Genomic DNA, 21,778 nt, shown 5'->3' on the forward strand with positions numbered 1-21,778 from the left:
GCGGAGTGGACCAAAGATGAGAGCTGTTCTTCTTTGCCTGGTGATGTTGAGCGGGTTCTTCGGTGCGGAAGCGGCACAGGGCCAGAAAGAATTACACATAGCGGCAGCCGCTGATCTGCAACCGGTCATGCCGGTGCTGGCCGAGGCTTACGAGCACGCTACTGGAATCAAGCTTGTGGTGAGCTACGGATCGTCCGCCACGCTGACCACGCAGATACTCAATGGCGCACCGATGGACATCTTTTTAGCAGCCGACTTTATCTTTCCAGAAAAAATAGTAGCCGCTGGACTCTCCGACATGAAAGCTCCAACCGCCTACGCCAAGGGCGCGCTGGTGCTGTGGGCGCGCAAAGACTCTCCGCTCCAGCCCATCAGCATGGACAAACTGACCGACCCGCGTGTAACGCGCATCGCCATCGCCAACGAGGACCACGCGCCCTATGGCCGTGCAGCAGTGGCCGCGCTGAAGAAGTTGAACATCTATGACAAAGTATCTTCCCATCTCGTCGTTGCAGAAAATATCGCACAGACCGCCCAGTTTGTAGAGTCGGGCAACGCTCAGCTCGGCCTCATCTCGTTGACCACGGCAAGCACGGCACACTTCAAGGAGATCGGCACCTACGTCTTGGTGCCGACTGTCTACCCCGAGATGCGCCAGTGCGCCGTCGTCATGGCGAAGTCCGAACACCGCGCCGAAGCCCACGCCTTTCTCGACTGGCTGCTCACTCCAGCCGTACAGGGAAATATGAGCAAGCTGGGCCTGAGTGCGGTGCAGTAGGGCACCGAAATCGGCTCCATCCTCTTCCAATGAAGATCATTCAAGTCGGGAGTGGATCAATGACATCACCAAGCCAAACATCAGAGAACGAAAAAAGTAAGGCGGAGACCGCAGCACAGCCAACGCCGGAGCAGGCAGGCATCACGCCGTCGGGCCCTGCGGGAGATAATCCTTCCACTGCTGGCGCCGAACATACTGCTGTCCGCTCGAATACGCCAGAAAACAATCTGGGGCATATCAATCCGTCCGCGCCTGAGGATGCAAATGTCACTCCCGGCAGTGTGGACAAGAAGTAGGGTGGTCAAATCTCGCCCTTCCTTGGGGTGACGAACGCAACCATCGTCGAAACAATCGGCGAGGACTGCACCTCATGAAACGGTAGACTGGCGCTGTATGGATTTCGAGGCGCTTTGGTTGACCCTGCGGCTGGCTGCGAGCACGACAGCGATTCTGCTGGTCATCGCGCTGCCACTGGCATGGTGGATCGCCTCCGGCAAAGGAGCCGCGCGAGCAGTCGTGCAAGCGCTCGTAGCCCTGCCGCTGGTCCTGCCGCCCACCGTGCTGGGATTCTACCTGCTGGTCATGCTGGGGCCGCTCACCGCTCCGGGACGCATCCTGACGCGAATCTTCGGCCACTCCCTCGCCTTCAGCTTCTCAGGCTTGCTGGTCGGTTCGGTCCTCTACAGCCTGCCCTTCGCCGTGCAGCCGCTGGTAGCCGGATTCGCCGTTGTAGATCGCGGCTATATCGAAGCATCAGCGGGACTAGGCGCGTCGCCGTGGCGCACCTTCTGGAGCATCGTCATGCCCCTGACCCGCGGTTCCCTCCTGACCGCTGCGGTACTGGCATTCACCCACACCGTTGGTGAGTTCGGCGTTGTGCTGATGCTCGGCGGCAACATCCCCGGAGCCACGCAGACGCTCTCCATCTCGCTCTACGACCAGGTGCAGGACTTCCAATACAAGGCCGCCAACCAGACCGCGCTGGCGCTGGTGGTCGTCTCTCTGATAGCGCTGATCGTGATCTATTCGCGGCGCGGCAGCGGACTGGGGCGAGGCGAACTTGTCTGAGCGCAAGCCCCATCTCAGTTTTTCCATGCAACACCGTCAGGGAGCACTCTCCTTCGATGCCGCCTTCCGCCTGACCGAGCCATGGACGGTCCTCTTCGGCCCATCCGGCAGCGGCAAAACAACGATCCTGCGAGCAATTGCAGGGCTGATGCGACCCGATCAGGGACGCATCGTGCTGCATGGCGCCGCGACAAATGTGCCGACGACATTGTTCGATAGCGCAACCGGAACCTCCCTGCCCGCCTATCGCCGCGGCGTCCGGCTTGCGGCGCAGGTCGCCGCGCTGTTCCCGAACATGACCGTGCAGCAGAACATCGCCTACGGCGTCCCGTCAGCATCGGCTGAAATCGTCGAAGAGGCACTCCAGCGCTTCCGCCTCACCGGGCTGGCCGAGTCCATGCCATGGAAGCTGTCCGGAGGCGAGCGTCAGCGAGTCGCCGTAGCCCGCGCGGCAGCCTCCGCCATTACCGTAACCGGCAACAGCCTGCTTCTGCTCGACGAGCCATTCGCCGGGTTGCATCTCCCCCTGCGCGACGAACTGCTCGATGACCTGCGAAGCTGGCTCGCCGCCAAAAAGACGCCTGTACTCTCCGTCACCCACGACGTCGGCGAAGCCTTCCAACTGGCCGCCGAGGTCATCAAGTTCTCCGACGGCCGCGTCCTCGAACAAGGGCCAGTCGAAACCGTTCTGGCCGAAGAGCGGACACGTCTGCTCGAACAACTCTCCCGGCTCCAGCAGAGGTAGCTACTATAGCTATTTCCTCTCAGGCGTAGATTCTTCTCCTTTGTCATTCCCGAAGGGAATCTGCGTTTTGCTCGAATCGCCAAAGCGACATCTGGAAGAGAACCCCTCTAAAACTATTGACAGCGCCGCTATAATTAACACAGCGAAGAAAGCATAAAAGTCCGGCCCCGTGCCGGACTTTTCATTTGACCAGGTCCATACCGAAGTTGTACTTAAAGCATCTACTTCGAAGACTTTAGGACTTAAGTACAGGGGGTACCCTCGGTTAGACGGAACCAGAAGACGGCTGAACCGGCTCCTGCTCCAGCCGGATTCCGAATCGGGACAGCACCTCGGCAGAAATGCTGTCGCGTAGAGCAAGAATGTCGGCAGCCGTAGCATGACCCCGGTTAATGAGCGCCAGCGTATGACGCGACGAGATGCCAGCCTGACCAAGGGCAAACCCCTTGGTGAATCCAGCCTTCTCCAGCAGCCAGGCAGCCGGAAGTTTGATCTGCCCATCTGCGGCTGGCCAGTGAGGAATCTCGCTGAGGGGAAGATGGAACTTGGCGGCGATACGGTCGAGCGCGGGGGGCGCGACGATAGGGTTCTTAAAGAAGGAACCAGCGCTGCGGCAGTCCGCCTCTCCTTCGACGATCAGCATCCCCTTGCGATGACGAATGGCGCGAACAGCGTGATAGACGTCAAGCGGTGTCGGCGCGGGCCCGTTCGCATCCCAATCGGCAAAGTGCCGCTGCAGATCGGCATAAGCAAGGTTTGGCCGAGCGTCGCGGTCGAACCGAAAGGTAACCGCAGTGACGACATAACACCCTCGCTGGCTGGTGTTGAAGATGCTGTGGCGATAAGCGAAGCCGCACTGCTCGTGCGCAAGCGTGACAAAGACACCCGCTTCAAGGTCGAAGGCCCGAACAGCAGTGATCGTGCTGGCGACCTCCTGCCCATAAGCGCCGACGTTCTGGACGGGAGTTCCGCCGACCAAGCCGGGAATGCCCGCGAGGCATTCGACGCCGCTGATTCCCTGCTCGCACAGGCGCAGCACAAAGGCGTTCCAGTCGGTTCCGGCAGCGGCGGTGTAGTTGACGAAGCGGCCATCATGAAAAGGTTCGACAGGCTCGACTGGCTCGTCGATGACGATGCGGATGACGAGGCCATCGAAGCCGTCATCGTTCACAAGCAGGTTGCTGCCGCCGCCCAGAATGAAGATTTTGAGGCCATGCTGGCGAGCGAACTGAACCGCTTCGACAAGCTCTGCCTCGCTAGCAGCCTCGCAAAAGTAGCTCGCAGGCCCACCGATGCGGAAGGTGGTAAACGGAGCCAGCAAAACCTGCTCCTGCACGCGGATGGAAAGATTCGGCACGGCTTAGAGACTACAACACCGGCTCCAACTGGCGTGGCAGCAGGCAAGACCGTACAATCAAAGCAGGCGGCCGTTTCGGCCGTTTCAAGGAGATGCTCATGTATCCAGAGATTATGGTGATTCCCATGCGCGAGGAGCTTACCCGCGCAGGCCTGACGGAAGCCCGCACCGCAGCCGATGTAGACACTGCCGTGGCGCAACCGGGAACGACGATGGTGGTAGTGAACTCGATCTGTGGATGCGCAGCCGGCAAGATGCGCCCCGGCGTTCGCCTGGCCATGCAGCACAGCGCAAAGCCAGACCACGCGGTAACGGTATTTGCAGGTCAGGACCGCGAAGCGACGGAGAAGGCCCGCGGCTACTTCGGCGGCCATCCTCCCACCTCGCCCGCAATTGCGATTCTGCGCGACGGCCAGTTGGTGTACCTGATGCAGCGCTCGGCGATCGAGACCTCGACCGCTCCCGCCATTGCTCAGGAGTTGACGCGGGCGTTCGACACCTACTGCACGACGACCACTGCTTAGAAGATAGAACCGATCAAAGCGAGCCGGACACCACGCAAGGGTGTTCGGCTCGCTTCATTTAATCTGACTCATCCTGCGACAGTTTTTGCCGATGAAGGAAGTAGCTATGGCAACCTCCAGCTACATCTCCTCTCCTTTTCAGCCTGTTGCAGGGATAGAACCGCAAGGCGATCCCCTCACCTTTCCCTATCTGCTCAAGCGAGCTGACGGTGAGATCGTCGGCGACAGTGCAACCATAAAGCGCCTGCGCTTGCAGATTCGCCGTATCGGGCCGCACTTTCGCGCGGTGCTGATCCATGGCGAGCGCGGGACAGGAAAAGAAAGAGTAGCGCGCTCGTTGCACCGGGAGAGCGTCAAGACCGATGAACCGTTCATCACGGCCGCCCCCGGCAACCGGATCTCATACCTGATGAAGATGGCGCGAGGAGGCACACTCTTCTTTAAGGACATCGACGAGATGCCTCTGGAGACACAGGACGAACTGGTGGATGCACTGCGAAGGCACGAGTGGTCGCAGGAGGGTTTGGCTGCTCCGCAGAAGCTGGGCACGCGGATGATCGCGTCGACCAGGCAGGATCTGAGGGGGCTGGTTGCGTCAGGGCGCTTCCGCCAGGAGCTTTATCAGCGAATCGCCATGGTGCAGATCGGTGTACCTTGCCTGCGCGAAAGAATGGATGACCTGCCCGCGCTGACGATGCACTTTCTGGCTGAGTTTGAAAGGCAGTACCGTCAGACGATTACGATTGCGAAGAATGCGATGGAGCTGTTGCAGTCCCATTGCTGGCCGGGCAACGTTCAGGAGCTGAGAAGCGTGTTGCAGGATGCGGCAGTGAAAAACAAAGGTGGAGTGATTGAGTCGCGGGAGCTAATCTTCGCTCCATCTCCGGAGAAAAGTTGGGGGCAACCCACTGGAGAAGACCTGACTAAGACGGCCCGGTTGCAGGAGGTCGTGGACCGGCATGTTCTCCGCGTTTTGAATGACTGCGCAGGCAACAAGCTGCGTGCGGCGGAGTTGTTGGGGATTAGCCGTTCGACGCTGTATCGAATGCTGGATAGCCGATCTCTTTAGAGCGTGCTGCTCCAGATGTGGTTTTGGGGATTCGAGCAAAACGCAGATTCCCTTCGGGAATGACAAATAAGAAAGGTACTCCTGATTCGGGAATGACAAGCGAAGGAAGCTGCACCTGAGAGGAATAGCTATAGGGTCGCAGCTAGTAACTAAGTGCCGGGAGCGGCGAGATTGGCTTCGGGAAAGAGGACCTCCCACGATGAATCGAGATAGAGCCAGCGCTGAGTGCTGAACCAGCTCGTTGGCATCTCGGGAACGTGCAGCAAGCCATGGCCTCCGACGCAGATCAGCTCGGTTCCATTCCATGCGAGAAAGGTTCTGGAGGGCTGTCCGACACGGGCGGGGTTTGTCAGCTTGCCAAGGCAGACAGGGCAACGCTTTCTTTGGTCGCGAAGTGTCCAGCGCAGAGCAAACAGGCAGATGGAGAACGAGACGACGATCTGAATGTAATCGGAGGTCTCCTGGCTCATCGAAGCGCTGAGGTGGGCAAGGTCGATTGAGCCAAAGTAGACGATGGGGAGGATCAATACGATTTTCGTCGCGAAAAAGACCCAACGACGAAATTGTTTAGCTCGCGATAGCTTGTGATGAGTTGCAGCGTACTCGCCCAGCGGCAGAGACGTCGTGGCCGGCAGTGCAAGAAACGCGAGACAGACCGTGAAAAGAAAGATGTTGAAGGTTCCCCGCGCCTGACCGGATAGCGAGTTGCATGTGAGGTAGTCGGTATCATTCGGCCCAGCCGATACGGACACGTCCCACTGATCGGCGAGATGGTTGTGTTCGGGCGAGGGCGCAAGATGACCGACTAAAAATCCGCGTGCCTCTGCCGGTATGGTCGCAATATTCAAGTCGGGTTCAAGCAGCCAGGCATCGATGTGGCCGGGCAGCCTCCATTGATCAGATGGGATGACCCCCACAATCTCGACCATGCGGTTCCCGATGGCGATGGTCTCTGCAGTCGCTTCTCGATCTTTGCCAAAATACTTTTGCCATGTCTCCTGTGTAACGACGAGTTTGGGTAAGTCGCCATGCAGGATATGATCGGGATTTAACAGTTGAACCGGCAGCCCGAGCAGTTCGAATAGGTTCCGGCTGGATTGTGCGACGGACAGCTTTATCGAGTGATGCGGCGACAGAGCTACCGACCGGACCGTGGGCCGATAGAAGGCGAAGTCGCTGAATAGCTGCTGCTTTTTAGTTCTCCACGCGCGAAACTGTTCTGCCCTGATCGTCGGAGAGGATGTTCCCGACAGTCCTGCGCGCGTGATGAGCATCAGATGGTGCGGGTCGCGATAGGGTGAAGGCTGCGCAGCGATGCGAGCACCAGGAAGAAACATGAAGAGGCACCACGTAGCCAGGGCGATGCTCGCCAGAAATAAAAGGCACCGGGCAGCGGACGAGAGATGTTGCCTCGGCGGAAGGACGCTTCGCAGATCTTGCCGAAGGCAGAGGGCATCCTGAAACGCTCCCAAGCAGAAGGCGGCAACTTGGCTTTCTGCTTGCCAGAGGATTTGATCTTCGGCGCCACAGGCCTGACGAACGTGCCACAACTCCGCTCGCCACTCCTTCAGCCATTCCGATCGATGGCAACGAGGAACCAAGGATGCCGCCCCCATAAGAGTCGCGAGGTCAAACGCCCTGAACGCTCGAATCGCTAGAAGCTTCATAGGGATTCGACCTCGGTGGATGCGATCAGCTTTGTGAGGAGCGGATATCTCTTTCGCGATACTTCCAGAGTGGTATTTCCGCCTCGCGTGAGCTTGTAATACTTTCTCGGCGGGCGCTGTTCCGCATCCGCGATCGATTGCTGCTCCCAATGAGAGCGAATCAACTCATCGCGCTCCAGCCGTCGCATCGCGGGATAGACCGTTCCGCTGGGAAGGCCGGTCACCTCCATGACGCTGAAGCCGTAGACATAACCGGCATTGACAGCCTGAAGAATCAACGCGGCGGTATGAGAGAGCCGAGGTTCGCCTGCCATGCGGTCATTCTAACTATGTAGCACACTACTTGGCTAGTGGTAATTAAGCGGGCTGCGCCGGATTGAAGGTACGAGCAGAGATACATCTGCCCGGTAGTGTCTCAGTTTGAATAATCCACGCGTCGCGGTGGCTGCTTGGAAGTATCCATAACGACTATCCCGGCTTTATGATATCGCTTCCAGCCATACTCTTCGTCGAAGTCGTGCAGATGCTCATGTTCGGCCAAGGTCACGGTACAACCCACGGCTGTCTCTAGGATTTCATCCACTCTCTCTGGATGCGCCAATAATTCTTCTCTCATTTTGACGCACTGAAAAACATGATCGTGCCGCAGGTTTCCCTTGTCGCGGAACTTGAGCGCATCCTGGCTTTGAAAACGAGTCCTGTGCGAAGACGACTCGGCCTGCGTGGCCTTCCACATCAATATGCGAAGCAGTTCGTTGAGATGCTGAGGCAATATTTCACTATCATTCCTTGCTGCGAGTAGCACTTTGGTTAGAGCTATTGCGCTGCGTGTACGGTCGGCAGCGTCCAGATGAGGGGTAAAATTCATGCCCTACTATATATCGGCTAGTGCCGCGATTTCCTCGTAGCTCCAAACGTGATCCGAGATGCCCCCGCCATCGCTGGTGTGATCCGCAAGGTCTTATGGATGCGGGCGAGGTTGTAGTGCATGAAGTACAACGCTCCAGGCAATTCAACCTGTGACACTACCCTCTGCCCGCATCGCTCTTGATATCTGTTTAGTTCCCTGCTTTTGCGGAGCCGGCTTGCTCCAGAGTGAAGGCTGCGGCCTGGAAATCGCCTCGCAACTCCACATCCACTCCACGGTGCATCCAGTAGGCTCCGCTGGCGGAGGCTGGAGTGTCCTTCGCAAGTTTTCCATCGAGGACAGTGATGCGATAGTTGGCGTTGGCATCGAGTCCGCGAAGGTAGATCCGAGGGTAGGGATATAGCTCGCGGCTGGAATGCAGGAAGGCGAAGGCTACTGCCTGCTTGCCATCGCGTGAGACGGACTCGGTGACAGATTGCTCACTGTTATTTTCGGGCGTGATGAGTCGGTACAGCGAGCCGCGCTGGACGGTCTCGCGAATCGACTTGTATTGGGCAACCATTGTTTTCGCTGTGGCGAAGTCTTCCGGCGTCCATTTATTCAGATTTGCTCCGATGCCGAGAGACCCCTGCATGGAGGAGAGGAAACGGTATTCGAGGGAGAGCGTGCGCTGATTGACCCAGGTTGGCGAGTCGGTGACCCACGCCATCATGACTCCTGGAGTGTACGCGTAGGTGAAGCCATTCTGGATAAGCAGCCGATCGTAAGCGTCAGTGTTGTCGGATGGCCAGACCTCGTCGGTAAGGTTCATGATGCCCAGATCCACACGGCTGCCGCCGCCGGAGCAGCTTTCAATCTCGACGTTGGGATGCTTCGCGCGCAGCTCCGCGAGGATGGAATAAAGGTTGCGGATGAAGTCGACGTAGACCTTCTTCTGATCTTCGGGAGCGACAGCAGGCCAGCCCGGTTCAGACCAGTTGCGGTTGTAGTCCCACTTGAGAAACGCGATGTCGTTTTCGTTGAGGAGCTTGTCGAGGAAGCCGTAGACATAGGCGCGGACGTCGGGACGGGCGAGATTGAGCACTAGCTGATTGCGGCCTTCGGTGCGCGGGCGGCCCGTGAAGTTCAACACCCAGTCGGGATGCTTGCGGTAGAGATCGCTGTCGGGATCGACCATCTCCGGCTCTACCCACAGGCCGAAATCCATGTTGAGAGAGTGGACCTTATCGATGAGCGGCTTGAGGCCGTGGGGGAACTTCTGCGGATTGACGTACCAGTCGCCGAGACCGGCATGATCGTCCTTGCGCTGGCCGAACCAGCCATCGTCCATCACGAAGCGCTCTACGCCGAGGCTGGCGGCCTTTTCTGCTAGCGCCATCTGGCCAGCTTCATCGACGCGAAACTCTGTTGCCTCCCATGAGTTGTAGAGGACTGGGCGCAGCTTCGGAGTTGGCGCGTGAGGCAGCAGAGAGTCGATTTCGAAGCGATGCATGAGACGCGATGCGCCACCGATGCCGTGGCTGGAGTATCCGCCATAGAAGTAGGGAGTCTGGAAGTGCTCGCCTTTCTGGAGACGGTAGCCGAAGTCGAAGGCGTTGAGTCCGCCAGTGACGCGTACCTGCTGGAGCAGATCTTGTTCGACGGAGATCTGCCATGAGCCGCTCCAGCCAAGTGCGCCGAACCATGCCTCGCCGCTGTCCTGATCGTTGTTGCCAACGTGGTCGATTGCGAACCATGGATTGTTCTGCGCGCCCGTGGTGCCTCTGCGGCTCTCAAGCACCGTCTTGCCCGGGTGAACTGCCTGCTCTTGCACATTCCACTCTCCGGCCCAACGGCCGGTGAGATAGCGTAGCCGATAGCCTGTGTCGCGGGGCAGGTTCCATGTCGCGGCGGCGACCTGCTCGATGGTGAAGGGAGCATCGGTGCGGTTTTCGATGTCGGCAGAGCGGCGGAGGATGCCGGTCTCGGGGTCTGCCTGATATTGCAGCGTGACGTAGACTTCGCGCGAGATGTCCTTCATCACGATGTCGAGCTTGTTGCCATCGATGCGGTGCGAGACGTATTTCAGAGCGAGATCGCGATTGCCGTCAGGGAAGGTGATCTTGAGGTCGGGTTCGACGTACAGGCCACCACCCCAGCCGACGAACTCGTGCGGCGTCGTTGTGATGGGGAGATCGAAGGCCGCTGCGCCGGGCATAGCTTTGGCTGACGGAAAACTATCGTCAGCACCCAGCCGCTTACCCCAGTAGAGTGACTGTACCTGCTGGTTCTCGTTGATGCCGAGAACATAACTGGTATCGGCGGCATCGATACGGAAGATGTGCGTTGCAGCGTCGAAGCGGATGGTGGCTCCGGTCTCAGCCGTTGCAGCAACGGTTTGCATGCCGAACAAGACCAGGAGTGCAAGCACGCAGATATGCCCAAGGCGGAAAACCTTGCGTTTGCCAGATAAAGATGCGAATGATACATCGTGTCTCTCGTTCATCAACTAGCTCCTCACAACTACAGACTGGTCTGTGTAAAACTTTCCGGGATGATGGCGAGCAGCGCGAAGATGCAAACGCGCTTCTCTGCCGACAGTGCAACCGAACAATACTATGGCTTCATGAAAGAAATGCCCTGACCGCGTTTTGCCTGCAACGATAACAGGAAGAAGTGTATCGCCCATCGGTCAAGCTATGTTTTATCTTGTATTTCTCTTTCAGAAATTGTCCAGAAACTGCTGTGAAGAATACTTTGTTATTCCTGTCCCTTCAATCCCACAAAAAAATGCGCCTCATCTCGACCCAAGCGCAGTGGAGTGGAGAGATGGCGTGGTTCCTGATTTTCGATGAGGCTTTTAGAAGTTTCTTCCCTGAAGTCTCCCTGTAGCCCGCCGAGCTTTAGGTCTGCTGATAGAGGCGGTAGGTCTCGTTCTTGATTTCGGGAAAAGGAACCATGCGGACATTGCCGGAATCCGTCGCGACTTGCCAGGCAGAGGAATCGCCGATGCGTTGGGCGGCGAGTAGCTGTTTCTGTGTGATTATCTCCGCGGAGGGCTCGATGGCAAAGAGGGCAACGGGGCCATAAAGCAGTGCGACGAATTGAGGATGACGGTCATCGATCGGAGCCAGCCGGAGCGGCATATCGAGCGAGAGCTCAATCCGATCGTCGTTCTTCCATATGCGATCGATGCTCGCCCATGTTCCTGGAGTTAGAGCAGTGTCAACTGGCTTACCGTTGACTGTCACCTTTGTGCTTTTTCCGGCCCAAGTCGGAATGCGCAGAGCAACGACGAAGCGTTCCGGATGCGAGAGGGCCAGGTGCATACTGGTGTCGCCGTTGGCGGGATACTGGGTCTGCTGCGTAAGCGAGACATGTGCGCTTCCCTGCTGCCAGTTGATACGTGAGGGGACGTAGAGGTTAACGTTGATCCCTTTGGCGCTGCGAAAATAAGAACTGATACCGTAGTCGGCAGTGAGCTGCGGAAAAGTGCCGGAGCAACACGGCCACTCCTGCTCGTAGTCTACTTTTTTCGCATCGCGATTGTAGTCCGAGTAGTAGAAGCTCACTCCGTCGGAACGAATGGGGCGAGCACCGAGAATGGTGTTGTAGAGGATGGTCTCCATGCTGTCGCCATAACGGCTGTCGCCGGTGACGCCCATGAGGTACCGAGTAATTTTGAAGTGTCCATAGGCACCGCATGGAGTCTCAAAGCTGCTGTGGGTCTTAGTAAGGCTATCGGCAAGTCCATCGCCGTTAGGCTCCTGAAAGGTTTCGTTTGGTCCCCAGCCTCCTGTGGCAAAGCTTTGCTGCTGAACAAAGGCGAAGCCATTACGGGCAGCGGTTAGATGCTTTTGGCTGCCGTCAGTAAGGTAGGCCTGCATGGCCGAGTTGAGCGCATTGACGTGACTATAGGCATGCTGGCCAGGAAGAACATTTTTATTTTCGGAGAGCGGGCCAAAGTAGGTGTCGTCCTGAAGAAAGCGCTGGGCAAGCTGTCGATAACGAGAGCCAGCACCTCGCTGATAGGCAAGATAGAAATTTTCGGGAAGGGTGTAAGTTTCGTCCCAGGTAAAGGAGATGTTTTTGTGAGGGCGCGCCATCATTTCAGCGCGATCGAGAGCTTTTGGCGGAAGGAATGGCAGCACCGCATCGGTGGCGTGGTTGAGTACGGCCAGAGCCTGAGGATCGCGAGCAAACTGATGCGCATCGATGAGGCCACAGTTCGTCTTGTCGAAGGTGTAGGCGGGAATGCAGTAGTCGCTGTAAAACTTCTGGCTGATCGTTGGAGCAAAACCGGCGACAAGACGCTGGACCTTGGCTTGAGTGGGCTTGTCACCGGTGACGGCGTAGGCACGCGCGAGTCCTGAAAGATACTGGCCGAAGCTGTGTCCGGGAACATATCCGGTCATATTTTTTGGAGGATCGAAGAGGGGCGACGGAGAGTACCAGCCACCCATGTCTTCGCCAGGAGCAGGCAGGCCGGAGAGTTGGCGGAAGGGCTTGAGGAGGCTGTCGTCATTGAGATTGAGAAAGAGTTCATGGTTTTGGCGGAACTGCTCCAACATGGGGCCGTCGAGAAGCTGGACATCGTGGTATTGAAATTGGGTGAGCGGTGTCGCAGCCGCAGAGGCGCCCATCGGTGTAACGAATGCCGGCGCATTGCGGAGGACTGCACTTCCGGCAGCAAGCGCGCCACTCTTGAGAAAGGCTCGGCGGGTTGGCTTGGTCATCGTAGAGATCCTTTGTGCTAGGCACAATTCATTTCCAACAAAGGAGAAATCGTTTACTTCATGTTGACGATTTGGCCTTCGTAGAAACGAAATGAGGGTAGCAGCATTGCCTCATAGGTGTAAACCTAACGTATTGATGCGGAGGTTGACATCTATTGCCTATTCAGCCGTTGGGAGCTTGCCAGGCGATGCGAGATCGCGCCAGCGTCGAAATCGATCCGCTCGCCTATGAACGGCTAAAGAAGCCTCTTCTCTTCTACGGAGTGCCGTTCGATGGAGCAGGGATTGTCTGCTTAACTTCTTGTCGGCTGACATCCCGGGTTGATTCTGCCCGGCTTGTTCCTTCATTGCTGTGAAGCTTGAAGAACTCTTTCATGGCGGCTTCCTGCTCAGCTCTGTGGCCGAGCGAACGCTCGACAAGCGACAGGCGGTACCATGAGGCATCGTCATTCGGATCGTTGGCGATGGCTACCTTGAGGTACGGGAGCGCCTTTGCCGGTTGTCCCATCGTAGCGAGCACCGTCCCTAGCCCAAGATTCGCCTCAGGGAAGTCGGGGTAAATCTTTAAAGCAGCTTCAAAATATGTCTTTGCGGCATCGTTCTCTCCTGCCAACCGATGAATTTCTCCGATCTCATAGGACGCGTTCGCATTGTCTGGATTGAGCTTCAGTTCCTGTTGAAACTCCGCCATCGCGTTGACCAGGTCTTCGGGATGATGCGTGTGCCGTTCTCGCTCTCGCAGGCATCGCCCGATCCGGTAATGAATTCCACGATGCTTCGGATCAAGGACCAATATCTGACGGTAAGCTGCAATTGCATCATCGAAGGCCCCTTCGCTTTCCTTCGCCTCGGCTGCTGCCTGTTGTCGCCAGATAGAGTCCGGCGCAACAGCTACCAGCTTTTGCACCGTGAGAAAGGCGAAGTTCCCGAAGATACGCTCGTTGTGATACAGAATTTCAGGGTCAGAGGGAAAGATGCGTTGCAACTCCAGCGCCACCTCTACCGCTTTGCTGTCCTGCTGCAAGGCAGTGTAGGCGCGTTCTAGCTCCAGACCGCTCATTCGCTTTACCGGCTCGTCCTGTGTGGTGCGGAAGGTCTCTTCCAGATTTGGCAATGCCTGTTTGTAATCTCCCAACTCAGACTGCGACATTGCTATGAGGCCGTCAAGTTTCGGGAGCGCAGGCTTGAGCCGCCTGGCTTCGTCAAGTTGCTTGAGAGCCTCCGGGTAATCTCCTTGTTGAAAGTAGATGACTCCGATTGTTGCGTGTATCTCGGCAATATCCGGATTAGCGCGGCTTAGTCGCTCGAAGAGCTTGAGCGCACTATCGACATCGCCAGATGCCAGAGCTCTTTGAGCAGTGGCGTAGTCGCGCTGCATCTCAGTCTGCTGAGCTGGAACGTGAACAGGAAGTAGCAGCAGACTGAGAGCGGCGACGGCAAGGGAACAAAACTTCATTCGGCGGCTGTGGCCTCCTGTACATGTTCTTCGCGCAGGATCCGTACTGGTCCGAGCAAGCCGGAAGGCAAGAGAGGCGACGTTGCTTTATACGGATTGCGCACGGTGAAAGTGTACTGCTTCGCGCTGGGTTGTTGGTCTCCAATGAGCCGATTGACCCATAGATTGACAACTCGAACCTGCAACAGATTGTCTCCGGGATGAAGAGCACCAGTCGCATCGACACGGTAGGGAGCCTTCCATGCGATGCCAAGGGATTTTCCGTTCACCGTTACTTCAGCGAGATTATCTACAGTTCCCAAGTCAATCCATAGCTTGTCGCCCGATTTGAATGACGATGCAGGAACATTGATGTGTTTGGTATAGGTGCCGTGTCCAGAGAAATAACGAATGCCAGGGTCGGTGTTGTCGGACCATGATGCGAGCTGCGGCAGCTTGATGGATTCTGGAGCCCCTTTGTCCTTTTCAAAGCTGAGGTCCCATGCTCCGTCGATCGACGTAATTGCCGTCTCCTGAACTGCGGGAAGATGGCGAGTGGATATCTGCGTTGCATGACGGAAGACTACGAAGACAGTGCCGTAGGGGTCAAGATTTAGAGGAACGGAGGTGCGGCCATCTGCAATGACATAGGATGCCGGCTCGATCTTGCCAGTATCGCTGTGCCAGAGCTCCGCTGCCTTGCCTGTGATTGCAAAGCTGGCATCAATGGACTCCGGTTGATCCGTCTGATTGTCGATGTAGTAGAGATCTGACGATGGGGTTCTGCGATGAACAAAGAGAATTTCACTATCCGATCGCGACTTCTTGAAAGTGAAATCGGGTTCCACCTTCAATTGCAGCAGAGCATCAGTTACACTTCCCTGCTGCAGAATACGTCCTTTGCCCACGCTGCGATCTTCGTCTGTGCTGCCCCATAGGTCCTGCACAATGGAATGAAATGCGGCCTGATCGTCTGACAGGCTGGGATCGTCGACGGGGCGCTTTCCAACAATGGTGGCGCCTTCGTTTACCAGTGTTTGCAGCCTGCGGAGAACAGGCAAAGACATGTGCTTACTGTACTGATCGAGCACCAACACGCGGTAGCTCATTCCGCTCTCCGTGACCAGCGCGCCATCACGTACGCTGAGTTTATGTTCAAGAGCGTCCGCGTTGACGTAGTCGAAGTTATAACCGGAAGGAACATCCGGAGCACGGTTACCGAAGATCGCAGTCAGGTTGCTGTCTTCTCCGTAAAAGTATGCGATGTCAGCTACAAATTTTCCTTGCTGCAGCAGGTAAGAGCCGCGAGCGAGATAGGTGATCCACGGCTGCGCCTGTTCGGCCCAGGTCTCGTTGCGAGTGAACCACTGACCGAACGGCCCCAGGGCGAGCCCCGGAGCTTTTCCAATCAGCGGTTGGTGCACCGACGTATGAATCACAAACCGATTAAGCCCTTCGGCGAGCTCCTTGTCGGCCGTAGGCTTGAGCGTGTTCGGAGACCAACCCCACGGAGTGCTGGCAGCAGTCATCGACTCAGCCGCAACGAGATTTTGTCCCCAGATGTGAGCGACCGAAGCCGATTCGCGGATATCAGCATCGTAGCCAAGCTGATCGGCATTGACACCGGGCCGCTGCACCCACATCGCAGCCATGGGGACATCGTCGTAGCGCTTCATCTCCATGCCGTCACCGATGGTGGCGCGGCCTTCTTCGTGCGATTCGCCGTACTGCCCCATGCCGCGAGCGTGCAGCTCCGCAGAGAGAGTACCGTAATGGTTCTCCGCAAGAAGCTCCGCGAGTGTCCTGCGAAAATCCCAGAGGAAACGGTCACTGTCCGCGGCGCTGCCTACAACACGCCCTGTGAGTACAGGCATCCAGGGGCGAGGATCGTAACCGCGGCGTTTGACGAACTCGGGAATCATATCGTTGGTCCAGTTCTCGGTTCCCGCCTCCCAGCTATCGTTGATGACGTATTGCAGGCCACGCTTGCCCATCATGCCGCCGGTGGCCGACTTGTATTGGTCAAGATAGTTATCGAAGTAGTCCTTCACATAACCTGCGTTCAGCTTGTCTACTTCAGGTCCTGTGGCTTCGGGCGAGGCTGGATGATTGGTGATGCCGGTCAGTGAATAGCCCATGCGCAGAATGGTCCAGTGTCCAGCAGGGGGAGTCCAATCGAGGGTTCCGTCCTTCTGCATCTTCGCGGTAAGATCAACGACATCAGCTACAGGGATCGCCGATCCTTCGGACGGCTTCGGCGTTGCCGCACTATAGTTGTCGAGCAGCGCGGCGAAGGCTGCCTTCTCCTCGAAGCGATTCACACGCGCACCCGTATGCAGTGCAAGCTCTGCAATGTGGTGCATCTGCGGACCGGTCTCGGGTTTGATACCCAACTCGGCGGGGTCGATATCGCCAAGTTGACCTTTTGCAGGTTCAGCCTCAAGAAAACTTAGCCGAAAGAAGCGTGCAGTTACCGACGGAAACGACATCGTGTGTTGCACAGCTCCTGCGGTTGGTATGCGAACCACCTCTTCAAAGATGACGCCATCGTCGCTCTTTTCAAGCACCGGGCCTTTACCAGTCTCTCCCTCGAATTGAGCCAGCGGATTGCCTGGGCCGCCCATTGCAAAGGTGACGGCCTGAATCGACTGCGCCTTTACGAACTCAAACTGGACCCAGCTCTTCTGTCCTGGAGCCGCCGCGAGAAATTCAATCGAGTGATTAAGGTCGCCGTCCCACAGCAAGGGCGCGTCTGTTACTGCTCCAGCGTTGGTGGTGACCTTCGGATTGAGCTGAACCATGGAGATGTCATCCGCAGGGGCACGGAAGGCAATCACCTCACTGTCAGCTCCAAAGTCCACAGGTGGCGGCGGTGTCTTCACGCCTCCCATAGCTCCCATCAGATCGGCCTGAGCCAGATCACCGAACGGCCCCGTCTCTTTTGGCGGCGGAGGCAAAACGCCATGAAAGGACTGGCCTCCTTCCACGTCGGTCTCGCTCCATACGACCTTCTTCATTGCCTGATAGGGCTTTACCCAGGGGCCGCCACTCTCGCTCCAGCCGGGCGATCCGGCGATGGCCATCTCAAGGCCGAGCGTGTCAGCCTTGTGCGTTGTAAAGAGAAATGCATCTTTCCATTCGGGCGTCATATAGACGAGGCGATTTGGCACAACCTGTGGAGTTCCGAGTGCGGCATCGAAGTTTTGAAAGCCTCCGATCCCGATCCGCTTCATCCACTCAAGATCAAGATTGATTCCATCCTTGGTGATGTTGCCGTTCATCCAGTGCCACCAGACACGTGGACGCGCGCCCTCGGGAGGACTCTGAAAACCCTGCTGAAGATCGGTCGATGCCTGCTGTGCGAAGATGATCGGCCCGCACACAAATAATGCGGCTGCGGCGAACATGCCAACTCTGCGGGGAAAAACCTTTGGCTTCATGAGAGCTCCAGTATTTGTGGTCAGTCAGATTAAACGACCGCGGGCGCAACGTTAGATTGGATTTACGTGAAGACTGAGAGGAGCCCACTGCATTCGCAATGAGCTCCTCTCTGCTGTAGCTCTGTCGGGTTAGAACGTCAGCTTTCCACTCAACTGAATGACCCTGCCGGGCGATGCACTCGTAATCTTTCCTGCGAGCGAATCTGTCAGACCGTTATCGATTGAAGAGCCACCACCCGATCCTCCGGTAGCCAGTCCTCCAACGTTGATCGCATATTGATGATGGTTGAAAGTATTGAACGTATCGAAACGGAAGGAAATTCTCAATAGCTCTGTGATCGGAATGCTCTTTGCCAGGCCCATGTCGAAGTTGCTGATGCCCGGCTGGCGCAGGAAGTTGCGACCCGTATTGCCGTATACCCCTGGCGCCGATTGATAGAAGCAGGCCATGTTCAGCCGCTGGAACTGCGCCGTCAAACCGCCATGAATACTGCATCCCGGAATATAGCTTGCCCGAGGTGCGATGCTGCCGGTATAGCCAAGTGGATCTGCTGAGTTGATTCCAAATGGGAATCCAGTCTGGAAGGTTGTAATGCCGGTCAACTCCCAACCACCTACCAATGCGTCGGTAGCACGATTAGATTTCCCCATCAATTTTTTGCCTCGACCGATAGGGAGATCGTAGACATAGCTTGCGACAAAACGCTGATTCACGTCGAAGTCGGATGGAGCGTAGTCTAACTGCGGGTTGTGGTTATCCATAAATCCCTGGTAACCGGCACCGCTGGCACCTACGCCAGCCGCCGCCGACTTATCATCCATGCTCTTCGCCCAGGTATAGACCGCCGTCACTGCCAGCGAACTAGTGCGATGCTCGAATTTCGCATTGACCGAGTTGTAGTTGGAGTAGCCGTGCCAGTCACTGTTGATGAAGATGTTAGTGAAGTTTGGATAAGGCAACCGCGAGTTCGGTGTGCATGGAGCCTTCGCTCGGTTTATGTAACTGTCGTCCGCGGGATCCTGTTCCTGGCAAAAAGCTAAACTTGCTGTCGGGATTGAATTTGGTTGAGCTATATCATGCCGAGTCAGAAGATGTGTCCCCTTTGAACCGATATAGTTCAACTCGAACGTTGTATTTCTTGCAAGAGACCGCTGTGTTGAAAGCGACCATTGCTGGACATATGGATTCAACGGATTGTCGGACTCGATTACCGCGAGGAACGTCAATGTTGATACAGGGAACGGTCCCAGCGTTGTGAAAGGCGTGAATAGGTTATTTGTAAGCTTGGCAGCATCGGGATTCGTTGCCGGGCTAAGATTGTTGCGAACGGAATACGGATAGATGTCTCCCGAGTCGTCGATCTCGCGGCCTTCAGACGAATCCCAGAAGATGCCGTAGCCGCCGCGAATAACCGTCTTCTCTCCAAGCTGGTATGCAAAGCCAAACCGCGGAGCGAAGGGAGTCTTAGAGCCAGGATGAGGGACATTTGATCCGCAGTAGCGCAGAATGGGTGTCTTGCCATCTAAGCCAAGTCCGGTGGCCACACCGTTTGTCCCCAGGGCCTTGTCCGCGTAGCACAGACCGCCCTGCGTGTTCTGATTGTCCAGCCAGAAGAAGTGATTTTGCTCTTCATAAGGTGCAGCCCGGTAATCCCAGCGCAAGCCGACATTCAAGGTGAGTCTCTGGCTTATCTTGATGTCATCCTGCGCGTAAGGCGCAAAATAGCTAAAGATGTGTGTCTGTGGATTGCCTGCCTGATCCGTCGGGCTCAGCGGGCCTGGAACGTAACCGGCCGCGCTGCTGTAATAACCAAGAAGCATATCTGCGACAGCGTTGCCAGTACCGCAATCTTGCGTGCTGTTCGGACAGCTGATCTGGTTGTTGCTAATGGTAGAGGCACTAAATCCATAATCCCCAAGGAAATCGTCATCGAGGTTGCGGATCAGCCGCCAACGCCTGTAGTCGCCACCAAATCCAAACGTATTTCTTCCTTTCACCCAGGTATACGAGTCGGCAAACTCCCATGCAGGCTGATCAGAACCGGTATAAGCATTCCCCGGACCGCCTGTACCCGCATACTGGCTCAAACCGATGCTGGGATAGGTCAACTGAAGAGGGCCAAATTTTTGAAAGATTCCTGTCAGCCCTAGTGCGGAAACGAAAGAATCAGGAGGAGTGGTAGCTCCCTGCGGGGCCTGAGCATCGAGATAACCGAAGCGGAAGTTGTTCGTGCTTCGAGTGCCGAGGCTGATGGTATGGGAGATCTCCCAGTTCTTCTGCTTCTCATATTGGGTTTCGAGGCCATAGAGGAGCGAGGCGGAATTGAGACTGCTATTTTGATACGTCGAATAGGTGTAGCGCCCAAAGATGAGACCATACTTTCCTAACGTCTGGTCCACGCGATAGGTCTGCTGATTGGTGGTCAAAGGCAATCCAACGGACTTCACAAAATTGACCGTACCTGGAGCGGCGTTGGTCGCACCTGCATTGGGAGTCGGCCAGAATCCAGCGGCAATCGCAGTATTCGCAAGGCGTGCATTAATGCGGCTTGTGGGAATCTTATTTCCAGGAAAGGGTTGTCCTGTTAGTGGATCTACAGGAAGGCAGTTCAGGTTTGAAGCCAGATTTGCCGTGCAGGTAGCAGATCCATATGCCGGCAACGACTCAGAAGAAAAGTCTCCCGTCAGAACCGCTGGATTGGGAACGGACGCCTTTTCGATCGTTCCGTTGATGATGCGCCAACCTTCATAGTTTGCCATCCAGAAGGTCTTATTCCGCCCGTCGTACAGCTTGGGAATGTAGACCGGTCCATCTGCGACGAAGCCAAACTGGTTCTGACGCAACTTCGGGTTTGAAGTATTCACGCCTGCCTGAAAGTCTGCCGCGGTCGGGAAGGGGCTGGCGTCAAACTTATCGTTGCGATTGAATTCGAATACTGTTCCGTGAATTCTGTTCGTGCCACTCTTACTAACGAGATTGATCTGGTTCGCGCTGAAGCCAAACTCCGCGGGATAACTACCGCTCTCAACCTTGAACTCCTGGATCGCGTCCTGCGACAGGATGACTGCAGGAGTTACCAATGCCGTATCTGTGTTGATTAGACCATCGAGCGTGTAGTTATTCGACTCAGGCCGGGCTCCGTTGATGCTGATCGCATTGCCCGATCCTTGCCGCATCGTGCCTTGCTCGCCGCCTACCGTCACAGCACCTGCACCCAGCAAGAGCAACTGCATGAAGTTGCGCCCGTTCAGCGGAAGCTCTTCGACCTGCTTCTGGCTTACCAACTGCCCAATAGCGGAGCTGTCAGTGTCAAGCGCTAACGCCTGCGCCATCACTTGTACAGTCTCGGTTACCGCTCCCGGCTTCAAGACCACATTGACGCGAACCTTCTGGTCAACTGCAAGCGTGAACGCGCTGGTCACCGACTTTTGAAATCCTGCCATCTCCGCAGACACCGAGTAGGATCCCGGGTTCAAGGATGAAGCCTGATAGTCTCCCGATGAACTGGAAGTCGTACGAACCTTGGCATCTGTCGCTGTGTTGGTCACGGTCACAACCGCATTCGAGATGATTGCACCGGTACTATCGGTCACAGTCCCCAGAATCGTTCCCGTAGCTCCTGCCTGCGCATAAAGCCTATTAGAGATTGCGAACAAACTGACGAAGAGGAGGGTTGCCTGAACTGCTCTCAAAAAGAATATCGACTTAGTCAATTTGTTTTCTTGAAGTATCTCGTGGTCCTGCATAGTGGATCCTCCTGAGTGTTTCGAACCGAATTCTTAAGGGTGATAACTTCGCCAATCTTGCAAACGGTGCTGTCTTTACCCAATGGCCCTATATAAAACTTCTTTGCCTGGAGCTCCGGCCGCTCTCTTCGCAACACCATTCCGAAGAAGGCGTAATTGGACAGGCAGCGGCTACTCAACAAATAGAACTATCCATGGAAGCAAGTAAGCCTGAGTTGCCGTATCGAAACTTGTTCGCTATTGAGGAACGGCGCAACAATAGCGCCACGAACTAGCAATGTCAAGACTTAAAAATAGTTTTTCTATTGATAACCAGGGCGATCCAGAAACATGTCTGATCAAGGAGTCGCAATGTACCTGTCAAC

At 56.2% G+C, this 21,778-nt stretch carries 15 protein-coding genes; 6 read left to right on the top strand and 9 right to left on the bottom strand.

Features of this window, described 5'->3' with window-relative positions:
- Window positions 1–16 precede the first annotated feature (16 nt).
- The 4 genes from modA to GSQ81_RS02435 all read left to right on the top strand — a co-directional run bounded on the left by modA (window position 17) and on the right by GSQ81_RS02435 (window position 2,591).
- Window positions 17–778: a molybdate ABC transporter substrate-binding protein gene (modA, locus tag GSQ81_RS02420; RefSeq protein ID WP_174237927.1), complete on the top strand. Its 762-nt coding sequence runs from the start codon at window positions 17–19 to the stop codon at window positions 776–778.
- Window positions 779–837: 59 nt separating this feature from the next.
- Entirely contained in the window at window positions 838–1,074 is a 237-nt protein-coding gene (locus GSQ81_RS02425; protein WP_158909136.1) for a hypothetical protein, read from the top strand.
- A gap of 97 nt (window positions 1,075–1,171) precedes the next feature.
- Window positions 1,172–1,846, top strand: a complete 675-nt coding sequence (gene modB / locus GSQ81_RS02430; RefSeq protein ID WP_158909137.1) for a molybdate ABC transporter permease subunit — start codon at window positions 1,172–1,174, stop codon at window positions 1,844–1,846.
- Window positions 1,839–2,591, top strand: a complete 753-nt coding sequence (locus tag GSQ81_RS02435; protein ID WP_254059946.1) for an ATP-binding cassette domain-containing protein — start codon at window positions 1,839–1,841, stop codon at window positions 2,589–2,591. The genes modB and GSQ81_RS02435 overlap by 8 nt, the downstream gene beginning before the upstream one ends.
- 265 nt (window positions 2,592–2,856) lie before the next feature.
- Here the strand turns inward: GSQ81_RS02435 and GSQ81_RS02440 are convergent, their stop codons facing one another.
- Window positions 2,857–3,948 (bottom strand): UDP-N-acetylmuramate dehydrogenase, encoded by a 1,092-nt coding sequence (locus tag GSQ81_RS02440; RefSeq protein ID WP_254059947.1) that lies wholly within the window; start codon window positions 3,946–3,948, stop codon window positions 2,857–2,859.
- Window positions 3,949–4,046: 98 nt separating this feature from the next.
- On the opposite strand from GSQ81_RS02440, the gene GSQ81_RS02445 reads away from it, so the two are divergent.
- The gene (locus GSQ81_RS02445; RefSeq protein WP_158909138.1) at window positions 4,047–4,472 is read left to right on the top strand and encodes a BrxA/BrxB family bacilliredoxin; all 426 of its coding nucleotides are present in this window, start codon (window positions 4,047–4,049) and stop codon (window positions 4,470–4,472) included.
- Window positions 4,473–4,578: 106 nt separating this feature from the next.
- A complete protein-coding gene (locus GSQ81_RS02450; protein ID WP_158909139.1) occupies window positions 4,579–5,541 on the top strand; it encodes a sigma-54 dependent transcriptional regulator in 963 nt (320 codons plus the stop codon).
- 149 nt (window positions 5,542–5,690) lie between these two features.
- On the opposite strand, the gene GSQ81_RS02455 is transcribed toward GSQ81_RS02450, so the two are convergent.
- The 8 genes from GSQ81_RS02455 to GSQ81_RS02490 form a co-directional block, all read right to left on the bottom strand.
- Window positions 5,691–6,878, bottom strand: coding sequence for a hypothetical protein (locus tag GSQ81_RS02455; RefSeq protein WP_216846355.1), 1,188 nt, complete (start codon window positions 6,876–6,878; stop codon window positions 5,691–5,693).
- A gap of 326 nt (window positions 6,879–7,204) precedes the next feature.
- Window positions 7,205–7,522 carry a PadR family transcriptional regulator gene (locus GSQ81_RS02460; protein WP_158909141.1) on the bottom strand — a complete coding sequence of 106 codons (318 nt, stop codon included), beginning with the start codon at window positions 7,520–7,522 and terminating at the stop codon, window positions 7,205–7,207.
- Window positions 7,523–7,623: 101 nt separating this feature from the next.
- Window positions 7,624–8,076: a hypothetical protein gene (locus GSQ81_RS02465; protein ID WP_158909142.1), complete on the bottom strand. Its 453-nt coding sequence runs from the start codon at window positions 8,074–8,076 to the stop codon at window positions 7,624–7,626.
- A 190-nt stretch (window positions 8,077–8,266) separates the two neighbouring features.
- Entirely contained in the window at window positions 8,267–10,459 is a 2,193-nt protein-coding gene (locus GSQ81_RS02470; protein WP_158909869.1) for an alpha-galactosidase, read from the bottom strand.
- Window positions 10,460–10,958: 499 nt separating this feature from the next.
- Complete coding sequence (locus GSQ81_RS02475; protein ID WP_158909143.1) at window positions 10,959–12,791, bottom strand: beta-L-arabinofuranosidase domain-containing protein; 1,833 nt, start codon at window positions 12,789–12,791, stop codon at window positions 10,959–10,961.
- Window positions 12,792–13,047: 256 nt separating this feature from the next.
- Entirely contained in the window at window positions 13,048–14,247 is a 1,200-nt protein-coding gene (locus GSQ81_RS02480; RefSeq protein WP_158909144.1) for a tetratricopeptide repeat protein, read from the bottom strand.
- Window positions 14,244–17,666 (bottom strand): glycosyl hydrolase, encoded by a 3,423-nt coding sequence (locus tag GSQ81_RS02485; RefSeq protein ID WP_158909145.1) that lies wholly within the window; start codon window positions 17,664–17,666, stop codon window positions 14,244–14,246. Before GSQ81_RS02485 ends, GSQ81_RS02480 begins: the two co-directional genes overlap by 4 nt.
- 129 nt (window positions 17,667–17,795) lie before the next feature.
- Window positions 17,796–21,380, bottom strand: a complete 3,585-nt coding sequence (locus GSQ81_RS02490) for a carboxypeptidase-like regulatory domain-containing protein (protein ID WP_158909146.1) — start codon at window positions 21,378–21,380, stop codon at window positions 17,796–17,798.
- Between the last annotated feature and the right edge of the window lie 398 nt (window positions 21,381–21,778).

The sequence above is a fragment of the Granulicella sp. L56 genome (genome assembly GCF_009765835.1).
Classification (GTDB): Bacteria; Acidobacteriota; Terriglobia; order Terriglobales; family Acidobacteriaceae; genus Edaphobacter.